Genomic DNA, 17452 nt, shown 5'->3' on the forward strand with positions numbered 1-17452 from the left:
CACCGGGCAGCCGGGCCGAGGTTATTGCGTCGTCGCCGCCAGTGTAGCGAACACTGCTTCGTCGGGCGCCGGCGTGATCAGCGTATCGCCGAAGCGCTTCAGCAGGATGAACTTGATCGCGCCGGCTTCGGCCTTCTTGTCGACGCGCATCAGGTCCATGTAGCGCGCGTCGCCAAGCGCGGGCGCGCGGGTCGGCAGGTGCGCGGCCGCGATCACCGCGTCCAGGCGCTGCCGCGACGCGTCGTCGAGCAGGCCGAGCCGCACCGACAGGTCGCCCGCCATCACCATCCCGCAGCCGACCGCCTCGCCGTGCAGCCACTCGCCGTAGCCGAGGCCGGCCTCGATCGCATGGCCGAACGTGTGGCCGAAATTGAGGATCGCGCGCAGGCCGCCCTCGCGCTCGTCGGCCGCGACCACGCTCGCCTTGATCTCGCACGAGCGCTTGACCGCCTCGGCAAGCGCGCCCGGCTCGCGGCGGTTCAACGCGCCGACGTTCGCCTCGATCCAGTCGAAGAACGCGGCGTCGGCGATCGCGCCGGTCTTGATGATCTCGGCGATGCCCGCCGCCAGTTCGCGATCGGGCAGCGTCGCCAGCGCGCCGATGTCCGCGATCACGGCCTGCGGCTGGTAGAACGCGCCGATCATGTTCTTGCCGAGCGGGTGGTTGATGCCCGTCTTGCCGCCGACCGACGAATCGACCTGCGACAGCAGCGTGGTCGGCACCTGGATGAACGGCACGCCGCGCATGTAGCACGCGGCCGCGAACCCCGTCATGTCGCCGATCACGCCGCCGCCGAGCGCGACGAGCGTTGTCTTGCGGTCCGCGCGTTCGGTTAGCAGGCCGTCGAAAATCAGATTCAGCGTTTCCCAGTTCTTGTACGCCTCGCCGTCCGGCAGCACGACTGTCGACACGCGCTTGCCGAGCGGCGCGAGCGCTGCGCGCAGCGCGTCGCCGTAGAGCGGATCGACCGTCGTGTTCGTGACGATCGTGACAGACGAGCCCTTGATGTGGGGCGCGAACAGTTCGGAGCGGCCGATCAGGCCGGCGCCAATATGAATCGGATAGGCGCGGTCGCCCAGATCGACGTTGACAGTAATCATGCTTGTATTGGCTTGGCGACGACTCCCGCCAGTTCGAGTTGCATCAGCACCATGTTGACGAGCCCGTTGACCGACGGGCGGCCCGTTTCGATGACGAAATCCGCGCATTCGCGGTACAGCGGGTCGCGCACTTCGTAGAGCGCCTCGAGGCGCGCCTTCGGATCCCCGGTCTGCAGGAGCGGCCGGTTCTTGTCCTTGCGCGTGCGCAGCCACAGATCGTGCGGATTCGCGCGCAGATAGACGACGATGCCATGCGCTTTCAGGCAGTCGCGATTTTCGGGTCGCAACACCGCGCCGCCGCCCGTCGCGAGCACGATGTTCTCGCGCTGCGTGAGCTCGGCGATCATCTGCGCTTCGCGGTCGCGAAACCCGGCCTCGCCTTCCATTTCGAAGATCACCGGAATGCGGGCGCCCGTGCGTGCCTCGATCTCGTGGTCGGAGTCGAAGAACGTCCTGTCGAGCCGGCGCGCGACCGCACGGCCTACGGTGGTCTTACCCGCTCCCATAAGGCCGACGAAAAATACGTTTGCGTGTGGGTCCCGCGCTTGCAACGGCTTCCTCTGCTTCAATCTTGCTGGTGTGTGGCGCAGCTTACTGGCAAAGCGGCTGCCTTGTCGAGCCTGGGCCGGCGGCGTCCGGGGCCGGATCACCCGGGTCCGGCGCGTCAGCGCCGGCAGTATCGCACCGCTGGCCGACCACGGTCGGGGTGATGAAGACGACCAGTTCGCTGCGCTGTTCGCGCTGCGCCCGGTGCCGGAACAGCGCGCCCAGTACCGGTATTTTGCCCAAGAGCGGCACGCGCGTCACATCGTCCCGGTCCAGCCGCTCGTAGATCCCGCCGATCGCGACCGTCCCGCCGTCCTCCACCTCGACCCGCGTCTGCACGTGCTTCGTATGGATCGCGGGGCCGGCCGCCGTCGGCTCGCCGACGCTGTCCTTCGTGACGTCGAGATCGAGCACGACGCGCCCGTCCGGGGTGATCTGCGGTTCGACCTCGAGCTTGAGGGTCGCGCGGCGGAACTGTACGCCGCTCACGCCGTTGCCGACCTTGGCCTGGTACGGCAGCTCGGTCCCCTGCTCGACGATCGCCTTCGCGCGATCGGCCGTCACGACGCGCGGACTCGACACGATCTGTCCCCGCCCCTGCGCCTCGAGCGCGCTCAACTCGACGTCGAGCACGCGGCTCAGCGGCGCGGCGAACAGCGTGAAGCCAGCCGTGGCGGCATCGAAGCCGGCGAGCGGCCGGGCGGCCAGGTCGAGCGCGGTGCGATCGCCCGTGGCCGCGCCTTCGCCCGCCGGGGGCCGCCCCTGCGCGCGCAACGCAACGCGCGCCCCGAGGTTGCGCGAGAAGCCCTGCTCGCCTTCGACGATGCGCGCTTCGATCCGGACCTGCCTCGACGGCCGGTCGATCGCTTCGATCAGTGCGGCGATCTGGGCGATACGCGGCGCGAGATCGGTGACGAACAGCAGGTTCATGCGTGCGTCGGCCGCCGCCGCACCGCGCTTTGACAGCAGGCGCTGCCCGGCCGCGCCGGTCAGGAGCCGCTGCACGTCCTGCGCGCGCGGGTAGTGCAGCACGAACGTGCGGCTGTCGAGCGGCTCGAGTTCGGCCGACCGCGCATGGGCGTCGTAGCGTTCGCGCTCCCGTGCCGCCAGCTCGGCCGCCGGTGTGACCCAGATCACGTTGCCACGCCGGGACATCGCGAGCCCGTGCGTGTCGAGCAGCATGTCGAACGCATCCCGCCAGCGGACATTGTTCAGACGTAACGATACGGTGCCGCGCACCTGCTCTCCGACGACGATGTTGAGCCCGGTGAAGCGCGCAAACGCGTCGAATGCGGCGGCCAGGCTGACGCCCTGGAGGTTCAGCGAGATCCGCCGCGCATCGTCCCTGTCGCCCGGTTGCCGCGCGGCCGCATCGCTCATGCGCGCAGGTGGCGGCAGCGGGATCGGCGGACCTTCGAGTGCGGGCGCGGGCGCAGTGCGTGGCGCAGGTCCGGGCGGTGGTGGGACCGTCTCCGGCGCCGGCGACGCGATGTCCGGACCGGCGATCATGCGCTGCGGCAGCGGCACATCCGGCGGCACGTCCGGCAACAGATCGGCAGCACGCGACTCCGCAGCAGCCCACGCGGCGGGCAGCGGCGGCAGCGCGCCCCACGCCGCCGCGGCGCTCATGCCGATCCAGACGAGCGTTGCGCGCCATCCGCTCTTCACCATTGCGTGCCTCCCCCGTTCGGCTCCATCAGTTCCATCCTGCGCGACCCATTCGCCGTCGCGAGCGTGACCGCTTCCGCGTCGATCCTCGTCACGCGCATCGCACCGACCGCCTCGCCGGCCGCCGCCGCCGTGATCTCCCCCGCGCCGTCGTCGAACAGCGCGAGACCGGCGCGGGTATCCCGCATTACGCCGGCCAGCCGCGACGGCGCGGCACGGCCCGATTCCGGACCGTCCGCGGAAGCGAACGGATCGGCCTCCGTTGCCTGCTCCCCGGCCGGTGCGTCGCCCCAAGCAAGCGCGGCGCCGGGCAATCCGGGAAACAGGTCGAGCGCCAGCTCCACGCGCGCAACCCGTTCGTCGCGCTTGTTGCGTTCGACGTGGATCGTCGACGGCACGGCAAGCACGGGCAACGCCGCCAGGCTATCGACCAGCCGGCGCAGCGCCGAAAAACTGCCGTCCGCGATGACGCGCACCGTGCTGCGCGCATCCGGTTTCGCGTGCTGTGCCGGCAGCGGCCCCGGCTCGAACGACACGATCCGCAGCCCGCTCGACGCGACGAGTTCGGCCAGCTCGAGCATCAGCGCAGCCCGGCCGGGCACCGTCGGTTCGCTGTCGCTGCCGCCGCCGGGGGACGTATGCGCGTCACGCCTGCGTTCTGCCTCGGCGAGCACGCGATCCGCCGCGGCAGCGCGCATATTGGTTGCATCGAGCGATGCGCGGCTGCGGGCGAGACCGCTCCAGTCGGCAGCATCCGCCAGATGAATGCCACCAGCCAGCACTGCGCCGAACGCGAGCACGCAGCCTGCGGCATGCAACACGGCAGGCTGCACACGCGACACGACACCGGCCCACCGGGCGCCGCCGAATCCCGATCGATGTGCGATCGATGTCATCGGTGCCCCTCCGGCGGCGCCGGATGCGACGGCGCGTCTTGCCGGCGCAATTGCCCGGAAAACCGGTAAGGCATCCGCGCCGCGCCCCCCGCGCCCCCCGGTTCGGGCGGGGCCGGCTTCAGCACGTCGACGTCGACACGCCACCGTTGCGGCTCGTGCTCGAGGCGGGCGAACCACGTTGCCGCCGCGCGGTAGCTGGTGGCCCGCGCGTCCAGTTCCGCGCCGAACGGCGTTGCACGCAACGCGTCCAGACGCACTTCGTCGTCGCGCACCTGCGCCAGCAACGCGAGCAATTCGACTGCCTGCCGGTACGGCGCAACCAGCGCCGCCGCCTGCCCGCTGCGAAGCGCTGCGGCCGCGGCGCTTCGCGCGGCGCGCACCGCCGCGTCGACCTGCGGCTGCTGGCGCAGCAGTCGCGCGTCGACGCGCGCGCGTTCGGCGTCGGTACGCACGCGCAGCCAGGCCGCGCCGCCTGTCCACACGCCGACGCCCGCCGCACCGAGCAGGATCGCGGCGCCGCATTGCGCCGCGCGGCGGCGGCGCATCGCCCGCGCGATGCGATCGCGATATGGCAGCAGGTTGAATCCGTCGAGCGATGCCGGCCCGGCCGCGGGTGCGCCTGTCGTGACGCCCTGCGCACTCATTCCCACACCCCGCGCAGCGCCAGCCCGAACGCCACCGCAAACGCCGGCCCGCTCGGCGCACCGGACTGCGCGTCGGCAACGTCGGCCGCCCAATGCCCGCATTCGAACGGCAACGCAGCCGCGCCGAGCAGATCACCGATTTCGGCGATGGAGGTTCCGAACCGCGTGACGCAGCGGTCGTCGCCGCCAACGACCACGCAACGGGCCGGCTGCCGCGCAAAAGCGCGCAGCGCGTCGGGCAGCGCGGTGTGCGCGCGATCCGGGAATGCGAACTGAAGCACCGCGGCGTTGCGCTCGAGCCACCAGCCACGCACGCCCGCTTCACCGAACCAGAGCGCGCAATACGGCTCGTGCTCGCCCAACTCGTGCAATGCGGCATGGCGCAGCGCCCGCAGCGCCGCCATCGACTCGCCGTCGACCGCCGTCAGGTCGACGCCGGCGAGCGCTGCCGCATCGACCCGCCGCTGCAGCAGGACCTGCGGTGCGGCGGCGATCGCGATCTCGCCCGGCCGCGCACCGTCCCCGGGACGCCAGTCGAACGCGAGACTGTCCGGCGCAAGCCCGCAAATGCGCTCCGCTGCCTGCCGCGCCGCGTCGGCGACATCGTCGCGGCCCGCGAGATCGAGCGTCGCGGTGCGCATCTCGTCGTCGCGCAGCGCCATCACGCCGCGCGCGTCACACCGCACCCCGCGCGACGACAACCGCGACACGGCCGCCGACAGCGCGCGGCCGACCGCGGCCCAACGCGCGTCCCCAGGCTCGTCCGCCGGCCCGAGCGGCTCGACCTCGAGCCCCTCGACCCGCACATTCGCGCCACGCCTGCCCCGGCTCAGCACCGCCACCCTCACCTCGTTGGCGCCGACGTCGATCCCCGTCGCCGTGCACCTGCCCATCGCGAAACGCGCCACCCATCGTCCGGCCATCCGAGCCTCCCGCAATCGTCGCGGCCCATGCCGCAACCTCAGGCTCGCATTCTGCGCAGCGGCGCGCGCCGCCAACAGTCGGCCGAACGGCCAACGCCGCGAACCGCGCCCGCAGGCGCGCTATGCTGGAAGGACGGCCACCCGCAGCCGCGCCCGCACCCCCGCGTCAGGACCGGCCATACCGGGCAGCTATAATCGCGGGACTGTATTCCGGTATGCCTATGCAATCCACGTCCCCTACGTCCCCGCCCCCGGCCCCGGAGCCGAAGAAGCGCCCCTGGTGGCTGAAAGTCCTGTTCGGCTTAGCCGCGGTATGCGTGGCGCTCGTCCTGTGCGGCGGCCTGGTGCTCGGCTACGCGCTCGTGGTCGCGTCGCCCAACATGCCGTCGCTCGACGCGCTCACCGACTATCGTCCGAAGGTTCCGCTGCGCATCTATACGTCTGATCACGTGCTGATCGGCGAATTCGGCGAGGAACGCCGCGATATCGTCCACTTCAAGGACGTGCCCGACTCGCTGAAGAAGGCGATTCTCGCGATCGAGGACGCGCGCTTCTACGACCACGGCGGCGTCGACCTCACCGGAATCTTCCGCGCCGGCATCGTCGCGCTGACGAACGGCCATGCGACGCAGGGCGCGAGCACGATCACGATGCAGGTCGCGCGCAATTTCTTCCTGTCGAGCGAGAAGACCTACACGCGCAAGATCTACGAGATGCTGCTCGCGTACCGCATCGAGCGCGCGCTGACGAAGGATCAGATTCTCGAGGTCTACATGAATCAGATCTATCTCGGGCAGCGCGCGTACGGTTTCGCGAGTGCGGCACGCGTCTATTTCGGCAAGGACCTGAAGGACATCACGCTTGCAGAAGCCGCGATGCTGGCGGGCCTGCCGAAGGCGCCGTCCGCCTATAACCCCGTCGTCAACCCGAAGCGCGCGAAGGTGCGCCAGCAGTACATCCTGCAGCGGATGCTCGAGCTGAACTTCATCACGCGCGAGCAGTACGACGAGGCGATCGCGCAGCCGCTCGTCGTCAAGGGCGCAGGCCGCGAATACAGCGTGCACGCCGAGTACGTCGCGGAAATGGTGCGCCAGATGATGTACGCGCAATACCGCGAAGAGACGTACACGCGCGGCTTCAACGTCGTCACGACGATCGATTCCGCCGACCAGCAGGTCGCCTACAGCGCATTGCGCAGCGGGATCATGGACTACGAGCGACGCCACGGCTATCGCGGCCCGGAAGGCTTCATCGAGCTGCCGGCCAACGCGGACGACCGCGAGCAGGCGATCGACGACGCGCTGCTCGAGCACCCGGACAACGGCGAGCTGATCGCGGCTGTCGTCACCGCGGCGAGCCCGCGCCAGATCACGGTCGCGTTCATCGACGGCAGCGAGGCCACGCTCGAAGGCGACAACCTGCGCTTCGCCTCAGGCGCGCTATCGGCCAACGCGCAGCCGAACCGGCGCATTCGTCCGGGCGCAATCGTCCGTGTCGTGAAGAACGACGCCGGCAAATGGGCGATCACGCAACAGCCGCAGGTCGAGGGCGCATTCCTGTCGATCGTCCCGCAGGACGGCGCGATCCGCTCGCTCGTCGGCGGCTTCGATTACAACAAGAACAAGTTCAACCACGTCACGCAGGCGTGGCGGCAGCCGGGTTCGTCGTTCAAGCCGTTCATCTACTCGGCGTCGCTCGACAAGGGCCTCGGGCCGGCGACGGTGATCAACGACGGCCCGCTGTACTTCAGCGCCGCCGAAACCGGCGGCCAGCCGTGGGAACCGAAGAACTACGGCGGCGGCTTCGAGGGCCCGATGTCGATGCGCACCGCGCTGCAGCGCTCGCGCAACCTCGTGTCGATCCGGATCCTCAACCACATCGGCACGAAGTACGCGCAGCAATACATCACGCGCTTCGGCTTCGACGCCGACCGCCACCCGGCCTACCTGCCGATGGCGCTCGGCGCGGGTCTCGTCACGCCGCTGCAGATGGCGGGCGCTTACTCGGTGTTCGCGAACGGCGGCTACCGGGTCAATCCGTACCTGATCGCCGAAGTGACCGATCCGAACGGCGTGATCGTGGCCCGCGCGCAGCCGCTCATCGCCGAGCAGAACGCGCCGCGCGCGATCGACGCGCGCAATGCGTACGTGATGAACAGCCTGCTGCAGAGCGTCGCGCAGCGCGGCACCGGCGCGAAGACCAACATGCTCAAGCGCGGCGATCTCGCCGGCAAGACCGGCACGACGAACGACTCGCACGACGCATGGTTCGCCGGCTACCAGCACACGCTCGCCGCGATCGCGTGGATCGGCTACGACAACCCGCGCAGCCTCGGCGACCGCGAAACCGGCGGCGGCCTCGCGCTGCCCGTGTGGATCGACTACATGGGCGCGGCGCTGAAGGGCGTCCCGGAATTCAAGCCGGCGATGCCTGACGGCGTCGAGGCGCTCGGCAGCGAGTTGTATTTCTCCGACTTCACGCCGGGGCACGGCTTCGTGTCGACGGTTGGCGTGCCGCAGGCGCCGGCGGACCAGGACACGGCCGAAGAGCCCGTTCCGCACGTCGACGAGCAGGAGAAGCAGGACATCATGAACCTGTTCCGCGGCCACTGACCGCCCCACCAACCGTTATCACGGACATGAAAAAGCGGCCCGCGGGCCGCTTTTTCGTTGGTGCGACGGTGTTCGCACGACGACCGGCGCCTGCCGGCGCCGACGCTCACGCGCTGAACGTGATCGGCATCCCGGCCTGCTGGGTCGCGTAGTCGCTCAGCGCCGAGAAGAATTCGGTGCCGGTTCGCGTATCGAGCCACTTGCCGTCGATGTAGCGGTAATGGAAACCGCCCGCCTTCGCGGCAATCCACACCTCCTTCATCGGCGGCTGCAGGTTGACGATGATCTTCGAGCCGTTCTCGAACGTCAGCGTGAGGACGCTGCCGTTGCGCTCCAGGTCGATATCGTGATCGCCGTCGTTGGCGGCGTCCACGGTACGCTCGACGGCCGCCAGCACGGCCTCGGCACGGGTCAGGTATTCGGTATCGGACATGCTAAACTCTATCGATTCAATTGTTCAGGGACGATCATGCGAGTCGTTTTCCGGATGAGCGCGATTGTAGCGGCTTTGGCAATTCTTGCAGGCTGCGGTCAACGCGGTCCGCTCTATCTGCCCACCGTGCCGCCGCTGCCGCCGAAACCGATCGAGCAGCAGAATACCCCGCCGTCAGACGTCAAGCCGACCGACGAATCCGCGTCCGACAGCATGCCCGACACGTCGGGCACGCCGCTGTCGTTATCGCCGGAACTGTCGAGCGGCGCATCGGGCGTACCGGCCCCTGCGCCGGCTTCCGGCCCCGCCAGCACGCAGTAAATGACGCACCGGGGCACGCGCGATGTCCCCGCAAAAAAGGCGATGGCCGCCCGGTCGTCGCCTTTTGCTTTGTCCGCGGTCCACCGCGCAATCGCGCCCCGTCATGCGCGCACGCGCCGCCATCCCCGCGCCACCAGCCGCCAGCCAAGCAGCGCCGCGACGATCACCGCGTAAAGTTTCGGCTGCGCGAGATCGTGCTTGCCGGCCTTCATCCACCAGAAGTGCAGCACGCCAAGCAGCGCGACCGCATAGATCGCGCGATGCAGCGTCGCCCAGTGGCGGCCGAGCCTGCGCACCATGACGCGCGGCGACGTCGCGGCAAGCAGGATCAGCAGCACGAACGCGGTGAAGCCGACGGTGATGAACGGCCGCTTGCCGACGTCCTTCAGGATCGCGACCAGATCGAACCACTTGTCGAACCAGATGTAGGTCGTAAAGTGCAGCGTCGCATAGAAGAACGCGAACAGGCCGAGCATCCGCCGAAACCGCAGCAGCGCGGCGGCGCCGGTCACCCGGCGCAGCGGCGTGACGCCGAGCGTGACGCACAGCATCACGAGCGTCCACAGGCCGGTCGAGCGCGTGACGAACTCGATCGGGTTGGCACCGAGCCGGTCGGTCAGGCCGAACATCACAAGACGTGCAAGCGGATACAGGCCGGCCGCGAACACCAGTACCTTGGCAGGCGCGACCCAGCGTGGCGCGGCCGCCATGCGCGTACTGCCCGGTCGCGGCGCGGCGACGCGCGCGGGCGTGAGCGTCGAAGGAGGCATGTCGTTTCTCACCGGTCGCGTCAGAAGAATTTCTTCAGGTCCATGCCCTGATACATCGACGCGACGAGGTCCCCGTAGCCGTTGAACATCAGCGTCTTGCGCTTCGGCGTGAAGAACCCGTCCTCGCCGATACGGCGCTCGGTGGCCTGGCTCCAGCGCGGATGGTCGACGTTCGGATTCACGTTCGAATAGAAGCCGTACTCGTTCGGCGCATAGGTGTTCCAGCTGGTCGGCGGCTGACTGGCGACAAAGCGGATCTTCACGAGCGACTTTGCGCTCTTGAAACCGTACTTCCACGGCACGACGACGCGCACCGGCGCGCCGTTCTGGTTCGGCAACACCTGCCCGTAGACGCCCATTGTCAGCAGCGTCAGCGGATGCATCGCCTCGTCCATCCGCAGTCCTTCCGAATACGGCCATTCGAGGATCGGCGTCGACAGTCCCGGCATCTGCGACGGGTCGGCGAGCGTGATGAACTGCACGTATTTCGCGTTACCGGTCGGCTGCACGCGTTTGATCAGCTCCGCGAGCGGCACGCCGATCCACGGAATCACCATCGACCAGCCTTCGACGCAGCGCAGCCGGTACACGCGCTCCTCGAGCGGCGCGAGCCCGAGCAGCTCGTCGAGATCGAACACCTTCGGATGCTGCACTTCGCCTTCGACGCTCACGCGCCACGGACGCGCCCGCAGCGTGCCGGCGTTCTGGGCCGGATCGCCCTTGTCGGTGCCGAACTCGTAGAAGTTGTTGTAGGACGTGATGTCCTTGAACAGCGTCACCTTGTCGGCGACGACGAATTTCGGGTTGGTTTTCGCGGCCAGTTTCGCCGCCCGCGCATCGGGCGACGCGTACGCGGCGAACGCTGCGCCGCTCGTGCCCAGCATGCCGCCGGCGGCTGCAATGCCGGCCGCCTGCAGCACGCGCCTGCGGCTCTCGAATACCGCGCGCGGCGTGATCTCGCTGCGCGGGATGTCATCACCGCTCAACGCGCTCCGGAAAGGCCGTCTGATCCACATCGTGCTGCTCCTCCTGCGTGCGCATCATGCACGCGCCATGCGCGTTCGACCGGGGCCAGCATGCGCCGTTCGGCACCCGGGCCGCCCGCCCGTTACAAAAGAAAACCGCCGGGCACGCAGTGCACCGGCGGTCTTTAGTCGGACGAGCGTCGGCGATCTTACAGCTTGCCGTAGCTATGCAGCCCGGACAGGAACATGTTGACGCCGAGGAACGCGAACGTCGTGACGACGAGCCCCGTCAGCGCCCACCATGCAGCGGCCGTGCCGCGCAGGCCTTTCATCAGACGCATGTGCAGCCATGCTGCGTAGTTCAGCCACACGATCAGCGCCCAGGTTTCCTTCGGGTCCCAGCTCCAGTAGCCGCCCCACGCCTCGGCCGCCCACAGCGCGCCGAGGATCGTCGCGATCGTGAAGAACGCGAAACCGACCGCGATCGACTTGTACATCACGTCGTCGAGCACGTCGAGCGTCGGCAAACGATCGGCGAGCACGCCGCGCTCCTTCATCAGGTACGCGACCGACACCATCGCCGACAGTGCGAAGCTGCCGTAGCCGATGAAGTTCGCAGGCACGTGGATCTTCATCCACCAGCTCTGCAGCGCCGGCACGAGCGGCTGGATCTGTTGCGCGTCGCGGGCGATCGAATACCACATCAGGAAGCCGACCGCCGCGCTGATGACCAGCAGCACGAACGCGCCGAGCGCGCGCGTGCCGTAATGGCCTTCGTAGTACAGGTAGAGCAGCGCGGTGATCAGGCTGAACAGCACGAACACTTCATAGAGGTTCGACACCGGAATGTGGCCGACGTCGGCGCCGATCAGGTACGACTCGTACCAGCGCACCATCATCCCCGTGAAGCCCATCAGCACCGCGACCCACGTGAGCTTCTGCCCGATCGCGCCGCCCGTCTCCGAGCGCGACAGCGTGCCGATCCAGTAGAAGATCGTCGCGAGCACGAACAGCGCGCTCATCCACAGGATCGCCGACTGGCTCGACAGGAAGTACTTGAGGAAGAACGCCGATTCCGCGCGCGCGAGGTCGCCCTGGTAGATCTGGATCGACAGCAGCGACAGCACCGCGATCGACGCCATCAGCAGCCGGGCCGGCTTCCAGCGCCAGCCGAGCGTGACGAGCGCCGGGACGGTGCCGATCAGCACCGCCTTGTCGTAGTAATCCATGTGCGCGTTGTAGTGCACGAACGCATAGCCCGCGCCGAGCACCAGTGCCAGCGCGAACAGCCAGTCGAGCGGCGACAGGCGCATCAGGAACGGACGGTCGTCGAACAGCGGCGCCGAAACCGGGGCCTGGGCCGACGCCTCACGGGCGGGGGAGACTTGTGTGAGATCCATGATGTTACCGGGTGGAATTCTCGGAACCGCCGCCAGCGGGCGGGCGGGAAGCCGTTGCCGAACTGGCCGGGGCGGCCGGTGCGGCCGGTGCGGCATCGCGAGGTGCGGCGCGCAAGGCGGCGCCTGCCGCGTCGCGCGTCTGCACGAATTCTTTCTCGAAATCGAAGGTCTTGCGGGCCGTGGACATCGCCATCACCACATCGACGCCGGAGTCGGCGTCCTTGAGCCAGAACCAGAGGCGCCGCTCGCGCACGTAGAACATCGCGAAGATGCCGGCGACCAGCAGCAGGCTGCCAAGATACACCAGATTCTTGCCCGGCGCGCGCGTCAACTGAAATACCGAAGCTTGCACCTGCTTGAATGAGTCGAGCTGCAGATAGACCGGCGAACCATACAGGAAGCTGTCGGACAGCGCGTTGATCGAGCCTTGCACGAACCGGATCGAATCCGCGCCCTGCTGAGCCGGCGGCTCGCCCGCACGCTCGCGTGCGATCTGCCAGACCTCCCACATCGCGCCTTCGAGCATCCGCAGCATCAGGCTGGCCGCCTTCTCCTGCTCGGCCTTCGGCACCGAGCGGTCGATGAACGTCGCGACCGCCTGGAAGCCGCCGAGCGGCTGGCCATCCGCGCCGCGCCCGGCGCTGTCGTCGCTGGCTGCAAAGAGCGTCAGCACCTTGGACGCACTATCCTGCAGACGGCCGCGCAGCGCCGCTTCGCTGTCCGGCAGCGAACGCTGCGCGAAGCGTGCGGCGGCCTCGGCGCGTACGGCCGGATCCTCGAGCGCCGCACGCAGGCGCATCCATTCGCCGATCGAATCCTGGCTGTCCGCCGGGATCCGCATATAGCGGAACGGATCGTTCGGGCTCGCGCGCACGCCGGCGAGGAACACGCGGTCGCCGCCCATGTCGACCGGCAGCATGTAGTTGTTGAACTCGCGCGCCTGGCCGTCCTTGCCACGTACCTTGTACTGCACCGACGGGCCGATGTTGTGCAGCTGCATCGGCTTCGACGATTTCGCGCCCGAGCCGAGCCGCTCGTCGAACACCTCCTTCAGCGATTCGGTCTTCGCGACGCCGCGCACGTCCGGCTTGCCGCTCGCGTCGGCCATGTTCTCAACGTTGATCGCGCGGAAGTCGGAGAACTCGATCGTGTCGCCGTCCGGGCCCGGCAGCGGCGCCGAGCTGCCGATCGTGCCCTGCAGCGGGAACGTCTTCGCGGCGCCGCCCGTCATCGGGTACGCGGTCATCTGCATCTGCGAGCCGCCGTCCTGGAAGCTCGACTGGTAGATCGATACGCCCTTGTACGTGAACGGCTTGTTGACCTCGACGCGCGCCGGGATCTTCTTGCCGGTCTCGCGATCGATCACGACGATGTCGCTCGCGAACAGCTTCGGCATGCCCGTCGTGTAATAGTCGACGATGAACTTGTTGAGCTGGATAGAGAACGGCAGGTCCTGGATCAGCGAACCGTTCGGCTGGTTCAGGATCGCGGTCGACACGAACTGGCCTTCCGGCACCCACGCATAGCCACGGAACGTCGGATTCGACGCGGACAGGCGATGGTCGGCCGAGATCTCGCTGATCGTCGCGCTCGTGTTGACGGGGCTCTTGCCGAACATCCACATCTGGAATTTGATCGGCAGGTTGCTGTCGAGCAGGCCGCCGATGCAGATCACGACGATCGCGATGTGTGCGGAGATGTAGCCGAACTTCGTCAACGCGCCGCGCTTCGCGGAGATCAGCGTTGCGCCGTCGGTTTCGCGCACGACGTGCTTGTAGCCGGCCTTCGTGACGAAGGCGGCGAGCGTCGCGGTGGCCGCCGCGCGCGTGCCGCTCGCGGAATATTCGGCCTTGTGATGGAACGCGCGCAGGCTGCCTTCCCGGACCTTGTCCTTCCAGCTCTTCGCGTCCGCGAGCATCTTCGGCGCGTTACGGATCACGCACAGCGAGATCGACACGACGAGGAAGATCAGGATCAGCATGAACCACCACGCGCTGTACACGTTGTACAGGCCGAGCGAGCGGAAGATGTCCGCCCAGAACGGCCCGAACTGGTTCACGTAGTTCGGATACGGGTCGTCCTGGGTCAGGACGGTCCCGACGATGCTCGCGATCGACAGCACCACCAGCAATGCGATCGCGAAGCGCATCGAGCTCAACAGCTCGACCGCGCGCTTCGTCGCGCCCTGACCCGACTTCGACTGCAACCCCGACGTGGTAACGCTCATTCAAACTCCGACTGACAACAAAAAAGGGCAAGGCGGCCGCAACGACGCGGCGCCCCACCCTTTTCTTGTTCTGACGCCGGCCGCCCTTCGGGCGCCCGGACACTCCATTCGCGCTGACGCTCAGTGCAGGCCGGCGATGTAATCCGCCACGGCCTTGATCTCGCTGTCCGACAGACGCGATGCGATCTGATGCATCGCCTCGTTGTTGTTACGGGCGCCAGCCCCCTGCTGGAACGCCGTCAACTGGGCAACCGTGTAATCCGACCATTGGCCCGACAGACGCGGATACTGGACGGGAATTCCCTGCCCCGTCGGCCCATGGCAGCTCGCGCATGCGGGCACGCCCTTCTCCGCGATGCCGCCGCGGTAGATCTTCTGGCCGATCGGCACGGTCGCCGCGTCGTGCGCGGTGCCGGCCTTCGTCGGCTGCGAACCGTAATACGCGGCGACATTGCGCATGTCATCAGCACTCAGTGCGCTCGCGAAACCCACCATCACGGCATTGGTCCGAGCCGGCCCTTTCGCGCCCGGTTGCGCCTTGAAGTCGTTCAGCTGCTTGACCAGATATTCGGGATGCTGGCCGGCGAGCTTCGGAAAACTGCCCGTCGCGCTGTTGCCGTCGGCGCCATGACACGATGCGCAAACCTGCCCCGCGATCGCCTTGCCGCGGTCCAGATCCGGCTTTGCCGCATCCGCCGCCCTTGCCTCTGCTACGAAACCTACGAACCCTGCTGCAACCTGAAGCACCATCAGAGACTTGCACAGTCGATTCATTCGCACACCCTGTTTCGTCTTGTGGGAATTTGAGGTTCTGCAATAAACGACGGCGATCAGTCTACCGCAGAAGCGCGCGAGGCGGGCGCCCGGGGCCTTCGGTAAAACCGTCGTATTGTACAATATCGCGCTGAAAGCCCCCGCGCCTATCGGGGCTACCCCGCCTCCACCAAGCGGCTCGCGCCGCCCGTCCGTCCCCGGTTCCCATGGCCTTTCTGCTCCATCAAGCCCGCTTCTACACGACCGTCAACCACCTGCGCGACCTGCCGCCGACGGTGCAGCCCGAAGTCGCGTTCGCGGGCCGCTCGAACGCCGGCAAATCGACGGCAATCAACGTGCTGTGCAACCAGAAGCGGCTCGCGTTCGCGTCGAAGACGCCCGGCCGCACGCAGCACATCAACTACTTCTCGGTCGGCCCGGCGGCCGAACCCGTCGCGAATCTCGTCGACCTGCCCGGCTACGGCTACGCGGAAGTGCCCGGCGCCGCGAAAGCGCACTGGGAAATGCTGCTGTCGACCTACCTCGCGACTCGCTCGCAGCTGTGCGGCCTGATCCTGATGATGGATTCCCGCCGCCCGCTGACCGACCTCGACCGCCGGATGATCGAGTGGTTCGCGCCGACCGGCAAGCCGATCCACACGCTGCTGACGAAGTGCGACAAATTGACGCGCCAGGAAAGCATCAACGCGCTGCGCACGACGCAGAAGGGGCTCGATGCGTATCGCGACTCGGGCGTCCAGGGCAAGCTGACGGTCCAGCTGTTCTCCGCGCTCAAGCGCACGGGGCTCGACGAGGCCCATGCGCTGATCGAGAGCTGGGTGCGGCCGTCCGTCGCCGACGCAAATGCCGAGCCTGTAGCAAAATGATCGGGCAACGCGCGGCCGGGATCGGCGGCGCGCGCCTGGCAGTGCCTGCGATTCGACCGGCTCATAAAAAAACCCGCCGTTAAACGGCGGGTCAAACAGCCTAATCGAATAACGACAGGCACCCGCTCAGGGAGGAGAAGCGGGGAGCGTCACGCAAGGCATGCCGCTCGATCGCTATCATATACCAACGCTCCAGAAAATAACCTAAGGGTTCCGTAAGGCCCTTATTGTCCTCATTTCTGCCCAACTGCCATGAGCTTCCATCCGCTTCACCGTCCGCGCCGGATGCGCCGTGACGACTTCTCCCGCCGCCTGATGCGCGAAAACCGCCTGACCACCGACGACCTGATCTATCCGGTGTTCGTCGTCGAAGGCACGAACGAGCGGCAGCCGGTACCGTCGATGCCGGGCGTCGAGCGCGTGTCCGTCGACCTGCTGATGCAGGTCGCCGAGCAATGCGTCGAGCTGGACGTGCCCGTGCTGTCGCTGTTCCCGGCGATCGAGCCGGCGCTGAAGACGCCCGACGGCCGCGAGGCGGCCAACCCCGAGGGCCTGATCCCGCGCGCGGTGCGCGAACTGAAGAAGCGCTTCCCCGAGCTCGGCGTGCTGACCGACGTCGCGCTCGATCCGTACACGAGCCACGGCCAGGACGGCGTCCTCGACGAAAACGGCTACGTGATCAATGACGACACCATCGAGATCCTGATCGAACAGGCGCGCGCGCAGGCCGAGGCCGGCGTCGACATCGTCGCGCCGTCGGACATGATGGATGGCCGGATCGGCGCGATCCGCGAAATGCTCGAAAGCGACGGCCATATCCACACGCGCATCATGGCCTATTCGGCCAAGTACGCGTCGGCGTTCTACGGCCCGTTCCGCGACGCAGTCGGATCGGCCGCGAATCTGGGCAAGAGCAACAAGATGACCTACCAGATGGATCCGGCGAACAGCGACGAAGCGCTGCGCGAAGTGCGCCTCGACATCGAGGAAGGCGCGGACATGGTGATGGTCAAGCCCGGCATGCCGTACCTCGACATCGTGCGCCGCGTGAAGGACGAGTTCCGCTTCCCGACCTACGTGTACCAGGTCAGCGGCGAATACGCGATGCTGAAGGCCGCGGCGATGAACGGCTGGCTTGATCACGACAAGGTCGTGCTCGAATCGCTGCTCGCGTTCAAGCGTGCCGGCGCCGACGGCGTGCTGACGTATTTCGCGCTCGACGCCGCGCGACTGCTGAAGGCCCAGCGCTGATCAGCCGGCTTCTGCAGGCTGCTCGCACCAGGCAAAACGGCGACGCACTTCGGTG

General features: G+C 67.7%; 16 protein-coding genes. 4 read left to right on the forward strand and 12 right to left on the reverse strand.

Features of this window, described 5'->3' with window-relative positions; all coding sequences use genetic code 11:
* Positions 1-21: 21 nt before the first annotated feature.
* The 6 genes from aroB to ACV22Z_RS28180 are packed head-to-tail and all read right to left on the reverse strand — an operon-like array spanning position 22 to position 5778.
* The gene (gene aroB / locus ACV22Z_RS28155) at positions 22-1101 is read right to left on the reverse strand and encodes a 3-dehydroquinate synthase (RefSeq protein WP_448079546.1); all 1080 of its coding nucleotides are present in this window, start codon (positions 1099-1101) and stop codon (positions 22-24) included.
* The gene (locus tag ACV22Z_RS28160) at positions 1098-1652 is read right to left on the reverse strand and encodes a shikimate kinase (protein WP_448079547.1); all 555 of its coding nucleotides are present in this window, start codon (positions 1650-1652) and stop codon (positions 1098-1100) included. Before ACV22Z_RS28160 ends, aroB begins: the two co-directional genes overlap by 4 nt.
* Before the next feature lie 40 nt (positions 1653-1692).
* Positions 1693-3318 carry a type IV pilus secretin PilQ gene (locus tag ACV22Z_RS28165; protein WP_448079548.1) on the reverse strand — a complete coding sequence of 542 codons (1626 nt, stop codon included), beginning with the start codon at positions 3316-3318 and terminating at the stop codon, positions 1693-1695.
* The gene (locus tag ACV22Z_RS28170) at positions 3312-4211 is read right to left on the reverse strand and encodes a pilus assembly protein (protein ID WP_448079549.1); all 900 of its coding nucleotides are present in this window, start codon (positions 4209-4211) and stop codon (positions 3312-3314) included. Before ACV22Z_RS28170 ends, ACV22Z_RS28165 begins: the two co-directional genes overlap by 7 nt.
* Entirely contained in the window at positions 4208-4855 is a 648-nt protein-coding gene (locus tag ACV22Z_RS28175) for a fimbrial protein (protein WP_448079550.1), read from the reverse strand. Before ACV22Z_RS28175 ends, ACV22Z_RS28170 begins: the two co-directional genes overlap by 4 nt.
* Positions 4852-5778 (reverse strand): competence protein ComA, encoded by a 927-nt coding sequence (locus ACV22Z_RS28180; RefSeq protein WP_448079551.1) that lies wholly within the window; start codon positions 5776-5778, stop codon positions 4852-4854. Before ACV22Z_RS28180 ends, ACV22Z_RS28175 begins: the two co-directional genes overlap by 4 nt.
* A 221-nt stretch (positions 5779-5999) precedes the next feature.
* Here ACV22Z_RS28180 and ACV22Z_RS28185 point away from each other — a divergent pair, with 221 nt between their 5' ends.
* A complete protein-coding gene (locus ACV22Z_RS28185; RefSeq protein WP_448079552.1) occupies positions 6000-8390 on the forward strand; it encodes a penicillin-binding protein 1A in 2391 nt (796 codons plus the stop codon).
* Positions 8391-8496: 106 nt separating this feature from the next.
* Here ACV22Z_RS28185 and cyaY read toward each other — a convergent pair whose 3' ends face one another.
* Positions 8497-8823, reverse strand: a complete 327-nt coding sequence (cyaY, locus tag ACV22Z_RS28190) for an iron donor protein CyaY (RefSeq protein WP_448079553.1) — start codon at positions 8821-8823, stop codon at positions 8497-8499.
* A gap of 36 nt (positions 8824-8859) precedes the next feature.
* Between cyaY and lptM the strand changes: the two genes are divergently transcribed.
* Entirely contained in the window at positions 8860-9144 is a 285-nt protein-coding gene (gene lptM, locus ACV22Z_RS28195; protein ID WP_448079554.1) for an LPS translocon maturation chaperone LptM, read from the forward strand.
* A gap of 101 nt (positions 9145-9245) precedes the next feature.
* On the opposite strand, the gene msrQ is transcribed toward lptM, so the two are convergent.
* From msrQ to ACV22Z_RS28220, 5 genes are all read right to left on the reverse strand, one after another.
* Positions 9246-9914 (reverse strand): protein-methionine-sulfoxide reductase heme-binding subunit MsrQ, encoded by a 669-nt coding sequence (gene msrQ, locus ACV22Z_RS28200; protein WP_448079555.1) that lies wholly within the window; start codon positions 9912-9914, stop codon positions 9246-9248.
* A 20-nt stretch (positions 9915-9934) separates the two neighbouring features.
* Positions 9935-10930, reverse strand: a complete 996-nt coding sequence (gene msrP, locus ACV22Z_RS28205) for a protein-methionine-sulfoxide reductase catalytic subunit MsrP (RefSeq protein WP_448079556.1) — start codon at positions 10928-10930, stop codon at positions 9935-9937.
* A gap of 158 nt (positions 10931-11088) precedes the next feature.
* On the reverse strand, positions 11089-12279 hold the full coding sequence (ccsB, locus tag ACV22Z_RS28210; protein ID WP_448079557.1) for a c-type cytochrome biogenesis protein CcsB: 1191 nt from the start codon (positions 12277-12279) through the stop codon (positions 11089-11091).
* A gap of 4 nt (positions 12280-12283) precedes the next feature.
* Positions 12284-14506, reverse strand: coding sequence for a cytochrome c biogenesis protein ResB (locus ACV22Z_RS28215; RefSeq protein ID WP_448079558.1), 2223 nt, complete (start codon positions 14504-14506; stop codon positions 12284-12286).
* A gap of 120 nt (positions 14507-14626) precedes the next feature.
* Positions 14627-15280, reverse strand: a complete 654-nt coding sequence (locus ACV22Z_RS28220; protein WP_448079573.1) for a c-type cytochrome — start codon at positions 15278-15280, stop codon at positions 14627-14629.
* A 206-nt stretch (positions 15281-15486) separates the two neighbouring features.
* Between ACV22Z_RS28220 and yihA the strand changes: the two genes are divergently transcribed.
* Positions 15487-16146 carry a ribosome biogenesis GTP-binding protein YihA/YsxC gene (gene yihA / locus ACV22Z_RS28225; protein ID WP_448079559.1) on the forward strand — a complete coding sequence of 220 codons (660 nt, stop codon included), beginning with the start codon at positions 15487-15489 and terminating at the stop codon, positions 16144-16146.
* A gap of 252 nt (positions 16147-16398) precedes the next feature.
* Complete coding sequence (hemB, locus tag ACV22Z_RS28230; RefSeq protein ID WP_448079560.1) at positions 16399-17397, forward strand: porphobilinogen synthase; 999 nt, start codon at positions 16399-16401, stop codon at positions 17395-17397.
* Positions 17398-17452: the final 55 nt, after the last annotated feature.

It is taken from the genome of Burkholderia sp. PU8-34 (genome assembly GCF_053427725.1).

Excerpts from the sequence above, each read along its gene's own strand:
- ccsB (WP_448079557.1), bottom strand. The coding sequence starts at position 12,279 with ATGGATCTCACACAAGTCTCCCCCGCCCGTGAGGCGTCGGCCCAGGCC.
- hemB (WP_448079560.1), top strand. The coding sequence starts at position 16,399 with ATGAGCTTCCATCCGCTTCACCGTCCGCGCCGGATGCGCCGTGACGAC.
- ACV22Z_RS28180 (WP_448079551.1), bottom strand. The coding sequence starts at position 5,778 with ATGGCCGGACGATGGGTGGCGCGTTTCGCGATGGGCAGGTGCACGGCG.
- ACV22Z_RS28185 (WP_448079552.1), top strand. The coding sequence starts at position 6,000 with ATGCAATCCACGTCCCCTACGTCCCCGCCCCCGGCCCCGGAGCCGAAG.
- msrQ (WP_448079555.1), bottom strand. The coding sequence starts at position 9,914 with ATGCCTCCTTCGACGCTCACGCCCGCGCGCGTCGCCGCGCCGCGACCG.
- yihA (WP_448079559.1), top strand. The coding sequence starts at position 15,487 with ATGGCCTTTCTGCTCCATCAAGCCCGCTTCTACACGACCGTCAACCAC.
- ACV22Z_RS28165 (WP_448079548.1), bottom strand. The coding sequence starts at position 3,318 with ATGGTGAAGAGCGGATGGCGCGCAACGCTCGTCTGGATCGGCATGAGC.
- ACV22Z_RS28175 (WP_448079550.1), bottom strand. The coding sequence starts at position 4,855 with ATGAGTGCGCAGGGCGTCACGACAGGCGCACCCGCGGCCGGGCCGGCA.
- ACV22Z_RS28170 (WP_448079549.1), bottom strand. The coding sequence starts at position 4,211 with ATGACATCGATCGCACATCGATCGGGATTCGGCGGCGCCCGGTGGGCC.
- ACV22Z_RS28215 (WP_448079558.1), bottom strand. The coding sequence starts at position 14,506 with ATGAGCGTTACCACGTCGGGGTTGCAGTCGAAGTCGGGTCAGGGCGCG.
- cyaY (WP_448079553.1), bottom strand. The coding sequence starts at position 8,823 with ATGTCCGATACCGAATACCTGACCCGTGCCGAGGCCGTGCTGGCGGCC.
- aroB (WP_448079546.1), bottom strand. The coding sequence starts at position 1,101 with ATGATTACTGTCAACGTCGATCTGGGCGACCGCGCCTATCCGATTCAT.
- msrP (WP_448079556.1), bottom strand. The coding sequence starts at position 10,930 with ATGTGGATCAGACGGCCTTTCCGGAGCGCGTTGAGCGGTGATGACATC.
- lptM (WP_448079554.1), top strand. The coding sequence starts at position 8,860 with ATGCGAGTCGTTTTCCGGATGAGCGCGATTGTAGCGGCTTTGGCAATT.
- ACV22Z_RS28220 (WP_448079573.1), bottom strand. The coding sequence starts at position 15,280 with ATGAATCGACTGTGCAAGTCTCTGATGGTGCTTCAGGTTGCAGCAGGG.